21 protein-coding genes, 2 tRNA genes and 1 pseudogene are annotated in these 19,281 nt (G+C 39.6%); 17 read left to right on the forward strand and 7 right to left on the reverse strand.

All coding sequences use genetic code 11. The annotated features are described in order from the left end of the window. The first annotated feature begins 42 nt into the window (after window positions 1–42). Window positions 43–714: an SMI1/KNR4 family protein gene (locus tag VE944_RS31335; RefSeq protein ID WP_324986854.1), complete on the forward strand. Its 672-nt coding sequence runs from the start codon at window positions 43–45 to the stop codon at window positions 712–714. 243 nt (window positions 715–957) lie between these two features. Here VE944_RS31335 and VE944_RS31340 read toward each other — a convergent pair whose 3' ends face one another. Continuing rightward, the gene (locus VE944_RS31340) at window positions 958–1,533 is read right to left on the reverse strand and encodes a GNAT family N-acetyltransferase (protein WP_324986857.1); all 576 of its coding nucleotides are present in this window, start codon (window positions 1,531–1,533) and stop codon (window positions 958–960) included. A gap of 392 nt (window positions 1,534–1,925) precedes the next feature. On the opposite strand from VE944_RS31340, the gene bioB reads away from it, so the two are divergent. Beyond that, entirely contained in the window at window positions 1,926–2,933 is a 1,008-nt protein-coding gene (bioB, locus tag VE944_RS31345) for a biotin synthase BioB (RefSeq protein WP_324986860.1), read from the forward strand. An 81-nt stretch (window positions 2,934–3,014) separates the two neighbouring features. Here bioB and petL read toward each other — a convergent pair whose 3' ends face one another. Then, window positions 3,015–3,110, reverse strand: coding sequence for a cytochrome b6-f complex subunit PetL (gene petL, locus VE944_RS31350; RefSeq protein ID WP_109007553.1), 96 nt, complete (start codon window positions 3,108–3,110; stop codon window positions 3,015–3,017). A gap of 152 nt (window positions 3,111–3,262) precedes the next feature. On the opposite strand from petL, the gene aroB reads away from it, so the two are divergent. Next, on the forward strand, window positions 3,263–4,354 hold the full coding sequence (gene aroB, locus VE944_RS31355; RefSeq protein WP_324986864.1) for a 3-dehydroquinate synthase: 1,092 nt from the start codon (window positions 3,263–3,265) through the stop codon (window positions 4,352–4,354). A gap of 119 nt (window positions 4,355–4,473) precedes the next feature. Then, window positions 4,474–5,052: a Uma2 family endonuclease gene (locus VE944_RS31360; RefSeq protein WP_324986867.1), complete on the forward strand. Its 579-nt coding sequence runs from the start codon at window positions 4,474–4,476 to the stop codon at window positions 5,050–5,052. 104 nt (window positions 5,053–5,156) lie between these two features. On the opposite strand, the gene VE944_RS31365 is transcribed toward VE944_RS31360, so the two are convergent. Further along, window positions 5,157–5,471, reverse strand: a complete 315-nt coding sequence (locus tag VE944_RS31365) for an S-layer protein (protein ID WP_324986870.1) — start codon at window positions 5,469–5,471, stop codon at window positions 5,157–5,159. Between the two features lie 645 nt (window positions 5,472–6,116). Here VE944_RS31365 and VE944_RS31370 point away from each other — a divergent pair. The 3 genes from VE944_RS31370 to VE944_RS31380 all read left to right on the forward strand — a co-directional run bounded on the left by VE944_RS31370 (window position 6,117) and on the right by VE944_RS31380 (window position 7,375). Continuing rightward, entirely contained in the window at window positions 6,117–6,365 is a 249-nt protein-coding gene (locus tag VE944_RS31370; protein ID WP_324986909.1) for a hypothetical protein, read from the forward strand. Between the two features lie 141 nt (window positions 6,366–6,506). Next, entirely contained in the window at window positions 6,507–6,932 is a 426-nt protein-coding gene (locus tag VE944_RS31375; RefSeq protein ID WP_324986873.1) for an acyl-CoA thioesterase, read from the forward strand. A 185-nt stretch (window positions 6,933–7,117) separates the two neighbouring features. Continuing rightward, entirely contained in the window at window positions 7,118–7,375 is a 258-nt protein-coding gene (locus VE944_RS31380; RefSeq protein WP_324986876.1) for a hypothetical protein, read from the forward strand. Window positions 7,376–7,378: 3 nt separating this feature from the next. On the opposite strand, the gene VE944_RS31385 is transcribed toward VE944_RS31380, so the two are convergent. Continuing rightward, a complete protein-coding gene (locus VE944_RS31385; protein WP_324986879.1) occupies window positions 7,379–8,176 on the reverse strand; it encodes a TrmH family RNA methyltransferase in 798 nt (265 codons plus the stop codon). Between the two features lie 80 nt (window positions 8,177–8,256). Between VE944_RS31385 and VE944_RS31390 the strand changes: the two genes are divergently transcribed. Beyond that, window positions 8,257–8,403, forward strand: coding sequence for a hypothetical protein (locus tag VE944_RS31390; RefSeq protein WP_324986881.1), 147 nt, complete (start codon window positions 8,257–8,259; stop codon window positions 8,401–8,403). A gap of 8 nt (window positions 8,404–8,411) precedes the next feature. Here VE944_RS31390 and VE944_RS31395 read toward each other — a convergent pair. Next, a tRNA-Leu gene (locus tag VE944_RS31395) sits at window positions 8,412–8,493 on the reverse strand. A 408-nt stretch (window positions 8,494–8,901) separates the two neighbouring features. On the opposite strand from VE944_RS31395, the gene murA reads away from it, so the two are divergent. Together murA and VE944_RS31405 are read left to right on the forward strand one after the other, a co-directional pair. After that, the gene (murA, locus tag VE944_RS31400; RefSeq protein ID WP_324986911.1) at window positions 8,902–10,269 is read left to right on the forward strand and encodes a UDP-N-acetylglucosamine 1-carboxyvinyltransferase; all 1,368 of its coding nucleotides are present in this window, start codon (window positions 8,902–8,904) and stop codon (window positions 10,267–10,269) included. 299 nt (window positions 10,270–10,568) lie between these two features. Continuing rightward, window positions 10,569–11,447 carry a M48 family metallopeptidase gene (locus VE944_RS31405; RefSeq protein WP_190733027.1) on the forward strand — a complete coding sequence of 293 codons (879 nt, stop codon included), beginning with the start codon at window positions 10,569–10,571 and terminating at the stop codon, window positions 11,445–11,447. 112 nt (window positions 11,448–11,559) lie between these two features. Here VE944_RS31405 and VE944_RS31410 read toward each other — a convergent pair whose 3' ends face one another. Beyond that, complete coding sequence (locus tag VE944_RS31410) at window positions 11,560–11,682, reverse strand: hypothetical protein (protein WP_324986884.1); 123 nt, start codon at window positions 11,680–11,682, stop codon at window positions 11,560–11,562. Between the two features lie 22 nt (window positions 11,683–11,704). On the opposite strand from VE944_RS31410, the gene VE944_RS31415 reads away from it, so the two are divergent. The 4 genes from VE944_RS31415 to VE944_RS31430 all read left to right on the forward strand — a co-directional run bounded on the left by VE944_RS31415 (window position 11,705) and on the right by VE944_RS31430 (window position 14,711). Further along, on the forward strand, window positions 11,705–12,829 hold the full coding sequence (locus tag VE944_RS31415) for an alpha-hydroxy acid oxidase (protein WP_324986888.1): 1,125 nt from the start codon (window positions 11,705–11,707) through the stop codon (window positions 12,827–12,829). 108 nt (window positions 12,830–12,937) lie between these two features. Then, window positions 12,938–13,021: transfer RNA gene (locus tag VE944_RS31420), tRNA-Leu, on the forward strand. A 33-nt stretch (window positions 13,022–13,054) separates the two neighbouring features. After that, a complete protein-coding gene (locus VE944_RS31425; RefSeq protein WP_324986892.1) occupies window positions 13,055–13,297 on the forward strand; it encodes a hypothetical protein in 243 nt (80 codons plus the stop codon). A gap of 616 nt (window positions 13,298–13,913) precedes the next feature. Then, window positions 13,914–14,711, forward strand: a complete 798-nt coding sequence (locus tag VE944_RS31430) for a WecB/TagA/CpsF family glycosyltransferase (RefSeq protein WP_324986895.1) — start codon at window positions 13,914–13,916, stop codon at window positions 14,709–14,711. Window positions 14,712–14,868: 157 nt separating this feature from the next. On the opposite strand, the pseudogene VE944_RS31435 reads toward VE944_RS31430, so the two are convergent. Beyond that, window positions 14,869–14,988, reverse strand: a pseudogene (locus tag VE944_RS31435) (transposase family protein); the annotation flags it as partial. 512 nt (window positions 14,989–15,500) lie between these two features. Here VE944_RS31435 and VE944_RS31440 point away from each other — a divergent pair. The 3 genes from VE944_RS31440 to VE944_RS31450 all read left to right on the forward strand — a co-directional run bounded on the left by VE944_RS31440 (window position 15,501) and on the right by VE944_RS31450 (window position 19,248). Continuing rightward, window positions 15,501–16,982 (forward strand): lipopolysaccharide biosynthesis protein, encoded by a 1,482-nt coding sequence (locus VE944_RS31440; protein ID WP_324986897.1) that lies wholly within the window; start codon window positions 15,501–15,503, stop codon window positions 16,980–16,982. Between the two features lie 163 nt (window positions 16,983–17,145). After that, a complete protein-coding gene (locus VE944_RS31445) occupies window positions 17,146–18,291 on the forward strand; it encodes a polysaccharide pyruvyl transferase family protein (RefSeq protein ID WP_324986900.1) in 1,146 nt (381 codons plus the stop codon). Window positions 18,292–18,402: 111 nt separating this feature from the next. Beyond that, a complete protein-coding gene (locus VE944_RS31450; protein ID WP_324986903.1) occupies window positions 18,403–19,248 on the forward strand; it encodes an FAD-binding protein in 846 nt (281 codons plus the stop codon). The last annotated feature ends 33 nt before the right edge of the window (window positions 19,249–19,281 follow it).

Raw genomic sequence — 19,281 nt, forward strand, 5'->3', positions numbered from 1 at the left:
TCTAAAATATGGCAGCGCCCCCATCAAAATCTAGAGCGCATAATGAATAAAGTTTTGCAATTAAAGAAAAACTTAACTCAATTAGCTATTTTAGACGCTACATTTGAGGTTTTTGGCTCAGAATCACACCAATATCAATTTAAACCTTGCTTGAGTGACAAGGATATTCAAGTGTTTGAATCTAGATATAATATTACGCTACCAAGTGAATATCGAAACTTTCTCTTAGAAATTGGTAATGGTGGTGCAGGGCCAGGATACGGCTTATCGGGACTATCGGCAATTGAATCTGAAGATGTCATCCCAGAAAAATTATACCCTGAGAAGTACGAAATTCTCTCTAAACCATTTCCTTTGAGAGAAGCATGGAATGATTTGGATTTAATTGTTAAGAATAATACAGATTTTGTTACCAACAATGATAACTACTTCGACGATAAATTTATCCAGGGTACTCTCACCATTACAAATTATGGTTGTGGAATTTATGCGATGTTAGTTGTTACTGGTGAGCAGTCAGGAAAAATCTGGATAGATGACCGCACTAATGATAATGGAATATATCCTGCTTGTTTGAGTTTTTGCCATGCTTTTCATGACATCAACCCTAATGATTCTTATCCAAATAGCGATGAGGAGCAGCCTTTAACTTTTTATGAGTGGTATGAAGACTGGCTCAACCGAAGTTTGGATCAAATACGTCAGTCTTCGTAATTCGTAATTCGTAATTCGTAATTCGTTATTTATTTTAGGCGAAACACCACACTATATTGGAAAATCTAGGACTAATAATTGATTTCTGAAAAAACTCGGTACAGATCAAAAAGCCTAATTCCTTATTCCCTACTCACTACTCCCCGCACACCTAGATAATTTCAAAAATCAAATACGATTCCTATATATGAGCTAGAGTTAGTTCAAAATTTATAAATATAATCATTCAATTAAGAGGATGTTTTAAAAATTAGGTGCTTGCCAATTAGGATTGATCAGACTTGTCATAATATGATCTTCCCATTGCCCATTAATTAACAAATAATCTCTAGCATATCCTTCAATAACAAAACCTAGTCTTTTGAGTACATTGCCACTGCGCCGATTGTGAGGCATATAATTAGCCATGACTCGGTGAAAATTTAACTCTTCAAAAAGATATTGAATGGCGGCTTTTAGCCCTTCTGTCATATATCCTTTACCTTGTTTACTTTCAGCAAGGCTATATCCCACATAGCAAAAATGAGCGGCTCCTCGGACAAAATTACTAAAATTTACAGTTCCAATAATTATGGTAGGATTTTTTTTAGTAAAGATAAATAGCTTTAACGATTGACCATTAATAAATTCCAGGAAATTGTTCTCTATCTGATACTGCCAATACTCTTGGGTGAAAAACCCATCAACCCAAACAGGGTAAAATGGAGTGAGATAGGTTTTGTTATGAATGAAGTATTTGAGAATTTGGGGTATATCTTCATGGATAGCCGCTCGTAAGAACAGGCGATCGCTTGTAATTAGTGGCAGTTCTGATATCATAGATGATTTAATCGACGGGATCTCTTCCAATAACATTCTCTAGATTTTGTAAATTCTCTCATACCTGCGGTTTAGCAGCAGTAAGATTAGCTGTATTATTTTCCCATTTGGATAATCAGTAGTGTAAGTATGGCCCTTTTGCAAAAAACGCCATGCTTTCGCCTTACTTCCAACAGATAGGATGAGTATTTTTACTGTGAATCTGCCATTCCACCAAAATCTTGATAAGCTGATGTCTAATATCTAGAGCGGAAGGATTGAGAGCCAATGGGTGATAAAGCACAGTAAGCGGCATAACTTCGATAAAATCGCCTTGCCCAAACGCTGTACCGTAGGAAATTCAACCAAAAGACAGCTCAAGATTTAACCCAGTCTACAAGAAGGATAGTGATGTGGTGGGAATACGCTACGATTGGCAGGAATTAGAGATTCGGGCGATATACAACACGCCATTGCTAGAGTTGATTTATCAAGCTGCTAGCGTGCATCGCCAATATCATGACCCAACAAAAATACAAGTTTGTAAGCTTATATCTATCAAAACGGGAGGTTGCCCAGAAGATTGTAGCTACTGTGCCCAATCTTCCCGCTATAAAACAGAGGTAAAGGCGGAAGCACTCCTAGAAAAGGAAACGGTAGTTAACATCGCCCAAAAAGCTAAAGAAACTGGTGTTAGTCGCATCTGCATGGGTGCTGCTTGGCGCGAAGTCCGGGATAACTCACAATTTGAGGAAGTCCTGGAAATGGTCAAGGATGTAACCGCAATGGGTTTAGAAGTGTGCTGCACTCTAGGTATGTTGACAGCAAATCAAGCCAGGAAATTGGAAGAAGCGGGACTTTACGCCTACAACCATAATTTAGATACCTCGCAGGAATATTACAGCACAATTATTACCACGAGAACTTATAGCGATCGCTTGAACACAATTGAGAATGTCCGTCAGACCAATGTTACTGTCTGTTCCGGCGGTATCCTGGGTTTGGGCGAAACTGTCGATGACCGAGTTGGGATGTTACACACTCTGGCAAACTTACATCCGCATCCAGAGTCCGTACCAATTAATATTCTTTCACAAGTACCAGGCACACCCTTAGAAAATCAGCCTGATGTCCCCATTTGGGATATTGTGCGGATGATTGCCACAGCCAGAATTTTAATGCCAGCTTCTGATGTGCGTCTTAGTGCAGGTAGAGCCAGACTTTCTCAAGTTGAACAAGCTTTCTGTTTTATGGCAGGAGCCAATTCTATCTTTTCTAGCGACGACAACAAAATGTTAACAGTGACTACTCCTTGTCCAGATTACGATAGCGATCGAGAAATGCTGAATTTACTTGGTTTGGGAATGCGTCTACCTTCCCAAAGGCAGGAGAAGGTAACAAGTCCGGCTGTTGTAGGATAAATATCTTTTTGTGGGATGGGCGTCTCGCCCGTCCTTAGTAAACTGAGGGCAGGCAAGATGCCCGCCGCACAAGAGTCTTGGTTAAATTATCTTGGCAGTCCGTAGACCGAACAGCAGACCGACAGCCAAACCAAAGAACAAAGCTAAAAATCCGATGTAAGCTGCAATTGCAAACATTTATTTTTCTCCACAATACTTCCTAAATCTATTGAATCATTAGTTATTGGTCATTGGTCATTAGTCATTAGCCATTAGTCATTAGTTATTCTCTCCCCACTCCCCAGATTGCGATACAATACAGCCCACAGGCGCTTGTTAGGGGTTGGGCAATGACTTCTGTAATTAATGTGAATTTACCAGAGCAGTCTTATGAGATTGCGATCGCACCTTCGAGTTTAGATCAACTGGGTCAGCAGATGGCCAGTCTCAAGCTAGGCAAGAAGGTATTGCTGGTTTCTAATCCTACTATTTTTAAGCATTTTGGGGAAAGAGCAATTACATCCCTAACATCTGCTGGATTTGAAGTTGCTAGCTGCACCCTACCACCAGGGGAACGCTACAAAACCCTCAATTCCATCCAAAAACTTTACGATATCGCCTTAGAAAATCGCCTAGAACGTTCTTCTACTATGGTGGCTTTGGGCGGAGGTGTAATTGGCGATATGACTGGCTTTGCAGCCGCAACTTGGCTGCGCGGCATTAATGTTGTCCAAGTGCCTACAACTCTCTTAGCGATGGTGGATTCGGCAATTGGTGGCAAAACTGGCGTGAATCATCCTCACGGCAAAAACTTGATTGGGGCATTCCATCAACCACGCTTGGTTTTGATTGACCCAGAAGTATTGAAAACTCTTCCTATGCGTGAGTTTCGCGCCGGAATGGCAGAAGTTATTAAATATGGTGTAATTTGGGATGCCGAATTGTTTGCCCAATTGGAAGCAAGTAAACGCCTCGACCAACTCCGCTATGTAAAACCTGAACTGATACACACCATACTAATGCGCTCTTGTCAAGCTAAAGCTGATGTTGTTAGCAAAGATGAGAAAGAAGGCGGATTGCGGGCGATTCTCAACTATGGACATACTATCGGTCATGCAGTGGAAAGTTTGACTGGTTATCGTCTAGTAAATCACGGTGAAGCGGTGGCCATTGGCATGGTAGCAGCCGGTCAAATTGCTGTGGAATTGGGAATGTGGCCAAAGGAAGACACGGAACGTCAAAATGCTTTAATTCAAAAAGCAGGTTTACCGACTCAGTTACCAACTGGGGTAGATATTGAAGAAATTATTGACGCGTTGCAGTTAGATAAGAAAGTCAAAGCAGGGAAAGTGCGGTTCGTTTTACCAACACAGATTGGTGTAGTAACAGTTACCGATGAAGTGCCATCGGATATTATTCAGCAAGTTTTGCGGGGAATGTGAAGAATTTGAAGAAGAATTCAGCAGTCAGAATGGGCTAAACGCCCCGCTACCGCTAACAGCAGTCAGAATAAAAATTTAGTTGCTCTGTCCTTCAATTACGAATTACGAATTAATGAGCCATGATACTCCAAGCCAAGAATCAATTAACCTTGCAAGAGTTCTTAAATCTTTCACCAGGTGAGGGAGATATAACTTATGAACTTGTTGATGGTCAAGCAATTCCTAAAATGTCACCAAAAAAATTCCACTCTAAACTTACCCGCGCCCTTCTGAATTTGATTGAGCAATGCTGTGAGGGTCAAGGAGAAGTTTGCCCAGAATTAGCTGTCGCACTAACCCGTCGAGGGCGAGATTGGATGCCAATACCGGATATTTTATATATTTCTAATGAACGTTTACCCCCTGATTGGGATCAAGAAGGATCGTGTTCTGTTCCTCCTGATTTAGTGATTGAGATTATTTCCCCAGGACAAACTTTTGGACAAATGGCAGCTAAAGCCAAAGACTATTTAGATGCTAAGGTACTGCGGGTGTGGGTGGTAGATAGTAAAGCCAGAAGCATTACTGTTTTTTATCCAGATGCAGCACCACAAACTTATATGGGAGAAGAATTACTCAAAGATTCTTTATTTGAGGGATTAGAATTTACTGTTGAGCAGGTGTTTCAAAAGGCGAAAATACCATTAGATACCCAATAGCACACTTTTTGCATCTAGCATAATTCTCTTCATCTCAACGTCCATCGAAATTTCACTCGGCGGCTTTTACTACTCAAACTTTTATATCTTTAGTCAGTAACGCTCTATTTTTGAGGCTGCGGTTCTTTCTGCTGTTGCTGCTGACTATTTGTTGGTTGCAGTTTTTGAAATAAAGCTGGTGGCGTAGCTTTGCGGAAAGCACCGCAGTAGTGCATAGTCATAACTGCCTTAAAAGCCCAATGGTTTGATGGCACATCACTAAAGGGATTCGGTAAAGTTTCTGCTTGATTCTGAACACAAGCATTCAAAACTTGATTCGATTTTGCTGGAGTGTCGGTAGTAGGTTCTTGAGATTTAACAGGGGTAACAAAGCTAGTAGTCGCTAACACTAGGACTGTTGCCTGAAGTTTCCAGTTCATAATTTGAGTCTTTTAGGGATGAAAGTCTACCCTATGTTAGTTCCCAGGCTGTTACCCAGGAACTAGAATAAACTTGCTGAGATTAAGCGTTAGAAAACATGGTAAGCATTACTAACATAACAACTAATGCACTGATCCAAAGAGCTAACGATCCCCAACTAACTGAATCTTTTTGTACTTTTTGCCAGAAATTGCTAACTAAGTTATTCCGAATTGCCATTTTATAACCTCCAATTTTTATTAAACTTGCGCTGACTCAATGCATTAAGTCTGTATTGAGTAAATAAAAGTTAATCTTTAGAGGTATCAGCCTTTATTTACTGAATCCCAGACATTGACCAACAGAGATTTAAATTAATTCATGCAGCCAGTGCCAATGCATGTATCTCAACTACTGAAATCTAAAAAACGAACAAAAATTTACAAAAGATATTTTTTGATGCTTAATTTTATTTTCCCATACGTAACTGTTTACACTAAAAAATTTGGCGATTTTGAGAAAATTCTTAACGTTTTCTTAATTAGGTATAAAATTTAATCTTTTAAAATCAAAAGCTACTTAAATATTGACTCTGTTTCGCTTTTACTCTTGATTTATTTAGACTTGAAAATAGGCACAATTAACAGTGAAATGGCAGGTAAATAATAGTGCAACAAATAAGACATAATGAACCGCAATATATCTGTATTATTCCAGTTGAGAAAATTACAGCCAACCAAGACGAAGAAATCATGAGCTTTGGTGCATCAGCCGACGATGCAAAAAAACAAGGTGAGGAATTGTTAGCATCTATCTATGGTTGTAATCAATCACAAGTTTTGGAATTAATTCAGCAAGCACGGATTGAAATAATAGCTCAGTGGTGTGCCCCTCAAGAGCGCAGAGCCATATAAAATCAAGGTGGTAACTCGCGCTGAACGCGAACAAGCGATGTGTACCACGGGCTATGCCTACGCACGAGGTAGTAAAGGCACTGAAATGGAAAAACTAATATAGAGAAGTGGAAAAAACAGCGCCGCACTACCAACTAAACTATGTTACCGTTCAAAACTCTGCTACGCGTCCGACACTATGAGATGGACGCCCTTGGGCATGTAAATAACGCCGTCTACCAAAATTATCTAGAACAAGCAGCCATTGAACACTCAGAATACCTGGGCTTAACTTTGGATGTATATCGGCAAGTAGGTGGCGTATTTGTGATGCGGCGGGTAGAAATTGAATATTTACGCCCAGCAGTGGCAGGCGATACCCTAGAAGTTACTACCTGGTTGAAGGAAATGCGCGGGACTCGTGCCTTGCGATGCTACGAGATTCGTAAACAAAACCAAGATAATTTGTTGGTAACGGCAGAGGCACTATGGGTTTGGGTGGATGCACAGACAATGCGCCCACGACCAATTCCCAGTGTCATGTTAGACAAATTTTTGCAAATCCAAAACTCAGGTGTTACAAACTAAAAATGGTTTGTTATTCGCCATTTAATAAATCTTAATTCTTTCAATGAAAACAAATGATTGATTTTTTACCCAGGTAATGCTGACGATCAAGAATACACAACTATGATGTTATAAGTGCAAAATTTAAATTTGTAGGAACTGCAATCAAAATTAGCTTAGTAAATTAGGATTTTCAAGTCAATATTATGGAGCAAAGTCAGCCACAACAGCGCCGCGTCGCTGATCAAGTGTTTCAAGAATCCCTCGAACAACTGGAGGATATTTTACAAGAAAATTCAACTGAGGATGAAGAGATCCCCCAAGCACAACTGCATACTAGTAGTCTCAGTGAAGTCGAACTCGATCAAGATATGACAGATATTGATTTAGCGGCTCTTGAGGACGCAGTTGCTGATATTGAACAATATCTCGAAGAAATAACAAAAACTGAAGAAAAATTATGAGTTCTAAGTTTTAACTCCTAACTTTTGACTTATTTGCCGTTGAGCTTCGTACAACATTAAAGCAGCTGCGATCGCTACATTCAATGATTCCACCCCAGGACTCAAAGGAATTCTTACTTGTTTGTCTGCGATCGCTGCTAAATCTGCTGACAATCCAGCACCCTCATTTCCCAGTAAAATCAGACTGGGTTTGCGCCAATCCACCTCCCAATAAGTTAAAGTCGCACTGGGTAAGGTTGCCACTACCTGCATTCCTGCCTGCTGACTTTGTTGTACTGTAGCTTTTAAATCTTCGCTTACAGCCGTTGGTAGGCGAAACCATTGTCCTGCTGAAGCCCGGAGAACTTTTGGGCTGTCTAAATCTACACTATCTTCACTTACCCACAACCCTGATGCTCCAGCAGCAGCAGCAGCGCGGATCATCGTACCCAGGTTGCCGGGATCTTGCACCGTTTCTAAAGCCAGAATTATACCAGTAAAAGGTAGTTGAGTTTGGACTCCGCTTCGTTTTGCCGTTGCAACCACACCATCCGGTTGGACTGTAGTAGCGATCGCATCCAAGATTTCTTTACTGACAATTTCGGCGCGATCGCATCGGTTACAAGCTTCTTCCCAGAGTGAGGAGTGATTTGCCTGCCATTCTGGAGTACAACACACTGTTTCAAGTGGGTAATTTACCGCACAAGCTTCCTCTAACAGGTGTGTCCCTTCTAGTAAAAATAACTGCTGCTTGTGCCGCTCCTTGGCGGAGTGAAGTTTGCGGATTTGCTTGACTAGGGAATTTTGTAAACTGGTCAACACGATTTTAAATTTTGGATTTTGGATTTTGGATTTTAGATTAATCGAAAAGACGTTCGCGGACTCGCTCTAAGCGTACCCCTATGGGGAAGCAAGCTCCGCGCAGTGTGTCGCAGACAAGCTATGCCGTACAACTTCCCTACGGGACGCTACGCGAACGTGGAAGCAAGCTACGCACAGCCTTTCGTAGAGAAGGCTTTACGCTGCGCTATCGGCAATCTAAAATCTAAAATTGATATGCGGAACCCGGGACTTGAACCCGGAAGCCTTGCGGCACTAGAACCTGAATCTAGCGCGTCTGCCAATTCCGCCAGTTCCGCTGGTATTTATCTTTATCGACAATTTCCTATTATTGCGTTATGTTTTACCTTTGTCAAGTTAAAACATAACGCCTCCTTTAAGAGGCTCAGACTGGAAACAAGTTTTTCAGGGCGTTAGGTCAAATCAAAATATTAACTGAAAAGTACAGCATTGATTTTTAGAGAACACTTAAGTTATTTTACTGAGTATTTAATTTAGCTTGAAACTACTACTTATTCGTTCATTTTTATTATTTTGTTAAAAGCTCAAAATGCTTGCTGTTGTTGGCTTTTAACCATCCCTTCTCACAAAAAAACAATTTTTTTATGCAATATGCTGCTCTAAAATGTGGACAATTTGAATCTTTACTGTAGAATCAAAACCAACTTCAAACATATAAAATACGTATTACTTTTGGAGGTAGGCTTATCAATCCTTCTACCAGCTTACCAGATGTCAAAATTGCTCCAGAAGCAGACTCCTCAGTCTTGCAAATTTGGGGTGGGCATCCTTTGCGAGGTCATGTGAAAATTAGCGGGGCAAAAAATGCAGCACTGGTAATCATGGCTGGAGCCTTGCTGTGTCCGGGCGATTGTCGTATCCGCAATGTCCCCTTATTGGCGGATGTAGAGCGGATGGGTCAGGTATTATCGGCTTTGGGTGTAACCTTAACGCGGCAAGGCGATATTTTAGACATTAACGCCAGCGAAATTAAAACATCAAAAGCTCCCTACGAACTAGTTACCCAACTGAGGGCGAGTTTCTTCGCCATTGGTGCCATTCTGGCAAGATTGGGAGTAGCGCAGATGCCGTTACCTGGTGGTTGCGCTATTGGGGCAAGACCAGTTGACTTGCATGTTCGAGGACTGCAAGCAATGGGAGCGGAAGTACAAATTGAGCATGGCATTTGTAATGCCTATGTCCCCGGCAGCAGCCGGAGATTACAAGGTGCGAAGATTTACTTAGATATCGCCAGTGTCGGAGCTACGGAAAACTTGATGATGGCAGCTACCCTCGCAGAGGGCGAAACGATCATCGAAAATGCTGCCAGAGAACCGGAAGTAGTTGATTTAGCTAACTTCTGTAACGCGATGGGAGCGAAGATTAAGGGCGCGGGGACTAGCAGGATTATTATCGAAGGAGTCCCCAAGTTGCATTCTGTTGACTACAGTATCATTCCCGATCGCATTGAGGCCGGAACGTTTTTGCTGGCAGCAGCAATTACCCGTTCCGAACTTCTTCTCTCGCCAGTCGCTCCAGAACATCTCATACCAGTGATTGCCAAGCTGCGGGATATTGGGGTGACAATAATTGAGGAAAAGCCTGAACACTTACGTATTCTGCCGGCGGAAACTCTCAAGGCAACGGATATTGAAACTCAATACCATCCAGGTTTTCCTACAGATATGCAAGCGCCATTCATGGCTTTGCTGACATTGGCCGAAGGCGACAGCGTGATTAACGAATCTGTCTTTGAAAATCGTTTGCGTCATGCCTCAGAGTTAAATCGCTTGGGGGCAGATATTCGTGTTAAAGGCAACACTGCTTTCGTTCGGGGAGTGCCGAAATTATCTGGCGCACCAGTATTAGGTACAGACTTACGAGCATCGGCAGCGCTAGTCATAGCAGGACTGGCGGCAGAAGGAAAAACCACAATTCAAGGATTACAGCACCTCGATCGCGGCTATGATCGACTCGATATGAAGTTGCAGCAATTGGGAGCTAAAATCCTCCGCGTGGGCGAAGCATCAGCAGATGCAGAAATCGCTTCCACCATCAGTAGCCTGTCGAGTTGAAGAAGAGGCAAGGGAGCAGGGAGTAGAGGAATTGAGGACAAGGAAAATTGGGGACAACGGGAAAGACTTGTTGCAAATTCTCACCTCTTGTCACCTTGTCTCCCCTACTTGTTCATATTCCCCCTGTCCCGTGCCTCTTGGTTGAGACTGAGGGAAGAACTAGGAGAATGAGGTAGACAAGGTAAAATTTTCTCCCTTTGTTCCCCCTGTCCAGCCTAGTTAAATCGTTATACTAACTGTGGATGGCTGTTTATCTACAGCCAGATTCTATAGTTGTGTTTTTTATAGCTTGCTGCACTATGTCCTTCTTTAAAACCCCGCTAATTGGTTTAAAAGCTGACTCATTTCGTCATCCATTAGACCTGGAAGCTACCAAAACGCTCAAGCAAATACCAGGCATAGATATGTTGGTGCGAAATTGGCTTGGGCCAATGGCAGAGCAGGTTTTCTATGTAGAAAATATTGCCTCCAGCATTCTAGTGGGTGAAAAGCAACTGCCCGATTTATACAAGTTGTTGTTAGATGCCTGTAAAATTCTAGATATAGAGCCTCCCCAGTTGTACGTCCGCCAACATCCGGCTCCCAACGCCTATACTTTTGCTGTGCGTGGTAAACAGCCGTTTGTTGTGCTACACACATCCCTGATTGATATCCTCACACCAGAAGAAATACAGGCAGTAATTGCCCACGAGTTGGGGCATCTCAAGTGTGACCATAGCGTTTATTTGACTCCTGTAAATTTATTAATATTAGCTGCGGCGATTGTGCCGAATGTTGGAACTTTCGTTGCTCAAGCGATACAGGCACAACTTTTAGAATGGGTACGCTGTGCTGAGTTTACCTGCGATCGCGCCGCATTACTAGCAACCCAAGACCCCAAAGTTGTTATGTCAGTGCTGATGAAGCTGGCGGGTGGTTCCCCCACCTTAGCGCCACAACTGAATCTTGATGCCTTTGTTGCCCAAGCCCGCGCTTACGATGATATTAGCAAGACCGAACTAGGTGAAATGGTCAAAGCTGCCCGCACAGCCCAATTAACCCATCCAGTGCCAGTGCTGCGGGCGCGAGAAATCGACCGTTGGGCAAGCAGTACAGAATATCAATCTTTAATCCAAAGTCATGGACTGAAGTCTACAAGTAATGAAGTTGCACCCAAAGGTGGATGGCGAAACTGGTAGGACGACTATTTAAATTTGGTTATCTAAATTAGATGTGTTTGAGCTTACAATACTCCAGATGATTCGCTCATGCGTTGGCGCAGCCCGTCGTGGACATCGCACTTGCTATCCTTCAGGCAAGCTGTGGGCGATTCGCTGTAATGTAAAATGCTGGTACAGCCCAAAAATCAGCTAATGACCAGGTTTCCTTACGACCAGTTCGCCAAAGACTGAAGAAAATTGGGGAATATCCCATAGCTTAACCCACAGCCTCTACCATGACAGTTGTACCCAACGACCATCATTTTCTTCAACCCATAAATCTGTTTGAGTACGAAAAGCTAGCAAAAGAGCATCTATCTCAAATGACGCTTGATTACTATAGCAGTGGTGCTTGGGACGAAATCACACTACGGGATAATCGTGCTGCCTTTGAGAGACTCAAGTTGCGACCTCGTGTATTAGTCAATGTAAGCGATCGCAATCTTACTACCTCCATTTTAGGACAACCCCTGCAACTACCTTTGTTAATTGCGCCGATGGCTTTTCAATGTCTAGCTCATCCAGATGGAGAAATTGCCACTGCTCTAGCTGCGGCATCGGCTGGTGTGGGTATGGTGTTAAGTACAATGGCCACAAAGAGCATTGAAGAAGTGGCAAGTGCATGTGATAATTTTCCAGATTCTCTGCGATGGTTCCAGCTTTACATCCATAAAGATCGGGAATTAACTCGTGGTTTGGTAGAAAAAGCCTATAAAGCAGGCTACAAAGCGCTTTGTCTAACTGTAGATGCACCTGTTCTCGGACAGCGAGAAAGAGATAGACGTAACGAGTTTGCCTTACCCTCAGACTTACATTTGGCTAATCTCGCCACAATATCAGGGCTAGATATTTCCCATGAAAAAGGCGAATCTGGATTATTTACCTATTTTGCCCAACAGCTAAACCCAGCAGTAACTTGGGACGATTTGCAATGGTTACAATCTTTATCTCCACTACCTTTAGTCATCAAAGGAATTTTACGGGGAGATGATGCTGTTCGGGCTGTGGAATATGGAGCCAAAGCAATTGTCGTTTCCAATCATGGTGGCAGACAACTCGACGGTGCGATCGCTTCTTTAGACGCTCTAGCTGAAATAGTAGCAGCAGTGGATGGTAAAGTAGAAGTACTATTGGATGGAGGCATCCGTAGGGGCACAGACATTCTGAAAGCTCTGGCATTAGGAGCAAAAGCCGTACTAATCGGACGACCTATTTTATGGGGACTAGCAGTAGCAGGGCAAATTGGTGTATTTCATGTCATATCACTGCTACAAGATGAGTTAAATGTGGGAATGGCACTTAGCGGCTGCGCCAAACTAGAGGATATTGACCCTAGCTTATTGACCTTGCCACGCCTGTAAGCCCAAAAACTCTTAGACCTATATTATTCCAGCAAAACTTTGAAAATAAATTTTCAAACTTGTTACAAAATCACTTAATTAGAGTATACTAGTTAGGGTTAGATATATGGGCGGGTGGCGGAATTGGTAGACGCACCACACTCAAAATGTGGCGGCCTTGCGGTCATAGGAGTTCGATTCTCCTCCTGCCCACTACCAAACAAGTACAAGAGACATAAAAAAGTTATGCGACTGAAAAGATGGGAGTCTCCCCGTAAACAAGGCAGGAATGACAAAGGTAGAGGCGGTTCTGCAAGGAAGAGGCAACTCAAAAAACAAAGGCAAATGTTACGACAAAGACTCAAAGAAGCTAACAAGCCAGAAAATAACAAAAACAATAGAGCAGGGGAAGATAACTTTATCTTCCCCTTATTTTTAGGGCTTTTATTTGAGAAAAAAATAAAATTTAGGGATTTACGTCTAATGTGAATTAAATAGGTTGGCACTGGAAAGTGAGAACATGAATACCAAAACGGCGACGGAGCAATAAACGTAGTCTGTGAGATGCAATTTTGGCAGCAATGTGTACACAAAAGCCATCAATCAATAGTTTTGTCTAAATTAAATTTGTAATAAATTTGGAAAGTCATAATAAAAAACTATTAGCCATTCTTTAAAATATACTAATTAAAATTAGACCTCTTAAGCGCATATTTACGTATCAAAATCCGCAAGCTGAGTGTCTGGTATTGCACATTATATAGTTAAAGTAAGTATAAAGTACTACGAATATTTGTAGGAGTTTATCGCAATTGTAATGCTAGCATGAACAAACCAAAAATTAATTATGAAGGAAGTATGAATTTTGTCAGGCAGCGTCTGAAATCCCTAGCTTAAAACAGTAAACTAGGACACAGTAGCAAAATAATTCTAATATTAACGGTTAAGTCAAAAGTATACTAAAAAACCAATTGCATCTCCATGTGTTAACTTCCAACGATCACACAAGGCTACAAAAAGTCAGGAGTCATTTCATCTGAATTATTGAATATTCGGAATGGTCTAGGTAATCTATGGATTTTTTTCTTGGACACAGGAGTTATTGATGGTGGCAAGAGTGCTTCTACCTACTAAAAAAGTACTGGATTTTCCCATTACTGCTTTACGCTTTGACGATCAAGTACAAACAATGCTGAAGTGGGCGAGGAGACGTGAAAGTAAAACTGTATATGTAGCCAATGTACACATGCTCATTGAAGCTCATTGGAATCCAGAGTTTGCCAGCGTATTACGAAATGCAGACATAGTTACTCCTGATGGTATGCCTCTGGTATGGATGATGCGAAAGATGGGAGCGCTTCATCAAGACCGTGTGGCAGGAATGGATATTTTCCTAGCATTGTGTCACCTAACTCAAACACAAAATCTTAGTATTTTCTTTGTAGGTTCCCAAACAGAAGTTCTTTCTCGGATGCGAAAAAGGTTAGAACAGGAATTTCCGCAGATGAATATTGCGGCGATGGAACCTCTACCCTTTCGCCCTCTGACTGAAACTGAAGACGAAGCTTTGGTTCAAAAGATTAACTCTAGTGGTGCTAGCGCCGTATTAGTATCTCTGGGATGTCCTAAGCAAGAAAATTGGATAGCTCAACATAAGGGTAAGATACAAGCTGTAATGATTGGACTGGGTGGAGTTTTCCCAGTTTATGCAGGAATTCACAAGCGGGCACCCCGCATAGTTCGTGACTTAGGACTTGAATGGCTGTATCGATGGATTCAAGAACCACGCCGACTTTGCGGCCGCTATGCTAAAACTATTCCACTATTTATATGGCTAGCTACGAAGCAACTACTATCATCAAGTCGTATTGCAGCAGTCTTTCTTCACGAGACTGGGGATTAAGAAAAAGCCAAGGGAATATGTATTCTGTGGAACACAACATTATTGAGGCACATATAAACTCAGTAACCAAAAAATCAAAAATTTTATGTTGTTTTAATAACTGATTAGCAAACTTAGATACCACTTAAAACCAGAAATTATAAGTAACAGGTACCTAACTATCTGCTCCACAAATGACTGCACAAATTGCTATGGTGACTATATCATTTAATTTGTGCTTTTTAGTGCGCTCAACTCTCTTGTCTTCTAAATCTTTAATATGATCTGCAATCTGCAATTGTGATTTTTGATGGTAGCTTCATTTTTAGATTTTCTCTCATTCAAATGAATTGAGAATGCCACTTCACCCCATTTTATTGATTCTTACAGAACCGCTTTTACCATCAAATCTTCTTTGTATACATCTATTACATTGATATCAACCTAAGAATACTTCCCTTTTTCTCAATCCATATAAGTTAGATTTTGTCAAAACAAATTAGATGCGTTTCCCCTAGCTGGCTCATTAATAAATTTTATGATAATAGTTTTTTGAATTGCTGCAAATTTACAAGAAGATTGTGGTAGAGTCTTCTATAAAGAATTACTTAAGCTCAAAAATATTTTCTTTCCGATAATCATTGCGTTAGGTAGTTTTTATGTTATTTTTGGAATAAAAAGTTTTAATTATAACTAAAATCTAAATAAAATAAGGTGTATCTGATTGGCATGAAAATAAATAATCCAAATGCTCATAGCTAGCAATATCAAAGCTATATACTCTAGGTTCTTTCATCGGTAAACTATGTAATGGAATCACCTAAAGATTCATCAAACTTACGGCAAAAAGCTGTTAAAAGTGTAATTTGGACTGTTATAGAAAGTTGGGGACGCCAAGTAGTCTCTTTAGTTGTTTTCTTTATTTTAGCTCGTTTACTTAATCCAGAAAGTTTTGGTTTAATTGCTTTAGCATCTATATTTATTGAATTTGTACAAATTTTTGTTGATCAAGGGTTCTCTGTAGCAATTATCCAACGTCAAGAGATAAATTCAGAGCACTTAGACACTGCATTCTGGACAACTTTAGGAATAAGTATACTTTTAACTGTATTAAGTGTTGCTGGCGCTGGATTAGCAGCTAATTTCTTTAAACAGCCGCATTTAGTACCAATCATTCAATGCTTATCTATAAGCTTTATATTTAATGGATTGAGCAGCGTGCAGCAAGCGATTCTTGAACGTAAGTTTGCCTTTAAAAGTTTAGCAATTCGCTCACTATTGGCAGTGATAATAGGTGGAATAGTTGGCGTTTGGATGGCTTTTTTAGGTTATGGCGTTTGGAGTCTAGTAGGTCAACAACTATCAGGTAGTTTTATACAGGTTGTAGTGTTGTGGCGAGTTAGCGATTGGCGACCAGGATTCCAATTTTCTAACATACATGTTAAAGAACTTTTTAGCTTTGGAATTAATATATCTGCGTTTAACATAGTTAATTTTTTCAATCGTCGAGCCGATGACTTACTAATTGGCTACTATCTAGGACTAGTTGCATTAGGTTATTACTCGGTTGCCTATAAATTGCTGCTAGTAATGATGCAGGTTTTAATCAGTACTACAACTAAAGTTGCACTACCCATATTTTCTAGGTTACAGGCAGAACCAGAACGATTACTAAAGGCTTTTTATACTGCTACTCAGTTCACAAGTCTCATTGCCTTCCCAATATTTCTTTGTGTACCAGTATTAGCAACTGAATTTGTAAAAGTATTTTTTGGTGAGCAGTGGATTCAGAGCATTCCAGTATTGCAAATACTATCTCTTATTGGCCCTGTTCATCTAATTTTCTTTTATAACAATTCTGTAATTCTGGCGTTAGGCAAACCTTCGTGGAGGCTATGGATACAAGTGATAAATACAGTTACTAATGTCATTGGTTTTGCTCTGGTAGTAAAATTAGGTATTGTAGCCGTTGCTTGTGCTTATGTAGTTCGTGGTTACTTCATATTACCTATTTCATTATTAGCTATTAATAAACTTATTAAGATAGATTTAAATAACTATCTGCGTTTATACATAGTACCTTTAATAGCTTCTGGAGCAATGGTTGTAACTATATTAACTACTAAATATTTTTTAGGAAAATTTCTTGAAGCATGGATGTTACTAGCTATTTCAGGGATATTCGGAATCTCTATTTATATTCTTGCTCTCTCAGTAATATCGCCTAAGCTTTTCAGACAGGTACTTGAGTTAGGAGAAACTTTGAATATCAAAATTAAAACAAAAGTCTAACTTTGTTATGTAGGAATTATAGCGAATTTCAAGGTAAATATATTTTGATGAATTAATTTAATATACATCAATCTATGATAGTTTAACGAAAAAATTAAATCTATCTAATCTCATAAAACTAATTAATTAAGATAAAATTCATAGTTTATCACAGAGAGCAAAGATGAAAATCGGAATTCTAACTTTTCACCATGTAGACAACTACGGAGCAACACTCCAGGCTTGTGCTCTTTGGACTTTTCTTAACAGTCAAGGCTATGATGTTGAAATAATAGACTATCGACCTCTTAAAATAGCATGGATATATTTCAGAGCTTTACTTCCGATCAAAAGGGTAAAATCTAGCACTAGCCAAACTAAGAAAATTCGGATTAATGAAAAATCTTTGATTTATATTTCAAGATATTGGAAAATGAGACGCTTCCTGCTTTCTCATGTTAAGTTAAGCAATAAAAAATTTTATGATAAAAAAGGCTTGAAATACTATCAAGATAAATATGATGTAGTAATATGTGGCAGTGACCAAATATGGTGTATAGATTCCTTTAGAGGGTATAATTCTTCTTTCTTTTTAGATTTTGTTAGCAATAAAACTACTCGTAAGATAAGTTATGCGGCAAGTTTTGGTAATACAACAAAATTAGGGACTTATCAAAAAGAAATATATACATTGATTAATCAGTTTCAAACCATTTTAGTTCGTGATTCTAATAGTTTACAAATTATTGCTAATGAATGCAATAAAAAAGCGATAAAAGTTTTAGATCCTACTTTCCTAATTAAGTATGATACGCTTAAAACCCCGCCGAGAATAACAAATAAATATCTTCTATTGTATGTTCAAGCTGACATACAACCAGAGGAAGAAGAGTTTATCAAATTCCTGGCAGCAGAACAAAATTTAACTATAGTTTCAGTCGGTAGAAATGAAGCGTTAGCACAAATAAATTTAGAAACTGCTAGGCCAAAAGAGTGGATTGGATTACATAGTGAAGCATCTTATATTGTGACTAATACTTTTCACGGCACTGTATTTTCTATTATTTTTCATAAACCTTTTACAGTATTTCTTCCTAGTGATAAATCGAATAAAGTAAGAGATTTGCTTAATGATTTTGGCTTAACAAACCGTATATTTTCGGAGAAATCAAAACCTGAATTATTCAGCGGCGAAATCTTTGATATTGACTATGAATCGGTATCTATTTCTCTAGAATCAAAAATCATGGAATCAAAAAAACATTTAATTAAAGCGATTTTACAAGAAGAAACTGATAGTAAAATTAATGTTGGATCAAAGCAGGAATAAAGAATAAATAATGTTTTAAAATAGGGTATTTTATGACTGTACTATGTTTGCTAAATAGCAAGCCAACTTTTTATTTTTATCAAACATCTAGAAGGAGTAGAAAGAGTTAAGATGTCTAATTTAAAGATTGAGTCTTTAACATCAAACAGTCTTTCGCACTATAGAACACGACATTACTTTGAGCGAGTAGGAGATATCAATAGTGTAAATGATCTTCAGGAATACTGTAATTGGGCTAAAGAAAACAAAGTAAAGATTTATATAATTGGAAATGGCTCTAACACGCTGTTTGTTAAAAAAAGTATCCAATCATTGATACTGAAAAATAAACTACCTAAGTATACAAATCCTTTACCTAATAACAGACTTGAAGTATCTTCTTCTGCTTCAGTGATGGAAGTATTAAAGTATTGTTATCAGAACTCCATGAATTCTTTCTATTATCTTGCATCTGTACCAGCAACTATTGGTGGTGCATTAGCAATGAACGCTGGTAGAGGAAGACAACATGGATGTACAATATACGACTTTGTTGAAAGTGTAACCTTCTTTGAGGATGGATGTATAAAAACACTTGAAAATAGTCAAATTGTACGAGATTATCGAGAAACTATATTTACTGGTATACACTCAAAACTGATATTGAGTGCAATTTTCAAGTTTGAACCAACAGAATTCACCGAAAATCCTCTAACTTCAAGGCAAATTTGGGCAAAAGAACATCAAGATAATACAGCACCTAACTGCGGCTCGGTATTCAAAGTTGCTAACTATGCAATACTTGAAAAGCTCAAAGGTCTATCTATAGGGAAATCTATGTTTTCGACTAAAACTAGTAACTGGATACTCGCTAAATCACAAAGTAGCTATTCGATAATTATGCTGATTAAAATAGCTAAAATTTTGCATTTTATAACTCGACAAAAAATTGCTCTTGAACTAATTACCATTGATTAATTAGTTGCCGAGCAACAAGCCCTGGATAAGATA

It is taken from the genome of Nostoc sp. (assembly GCF_035638895.1).
GTDB lineage: Bacteria > Cyanobacteriota > Cyanobacteriia > Cyanobacteriales > Nostocaceae > Nostoc.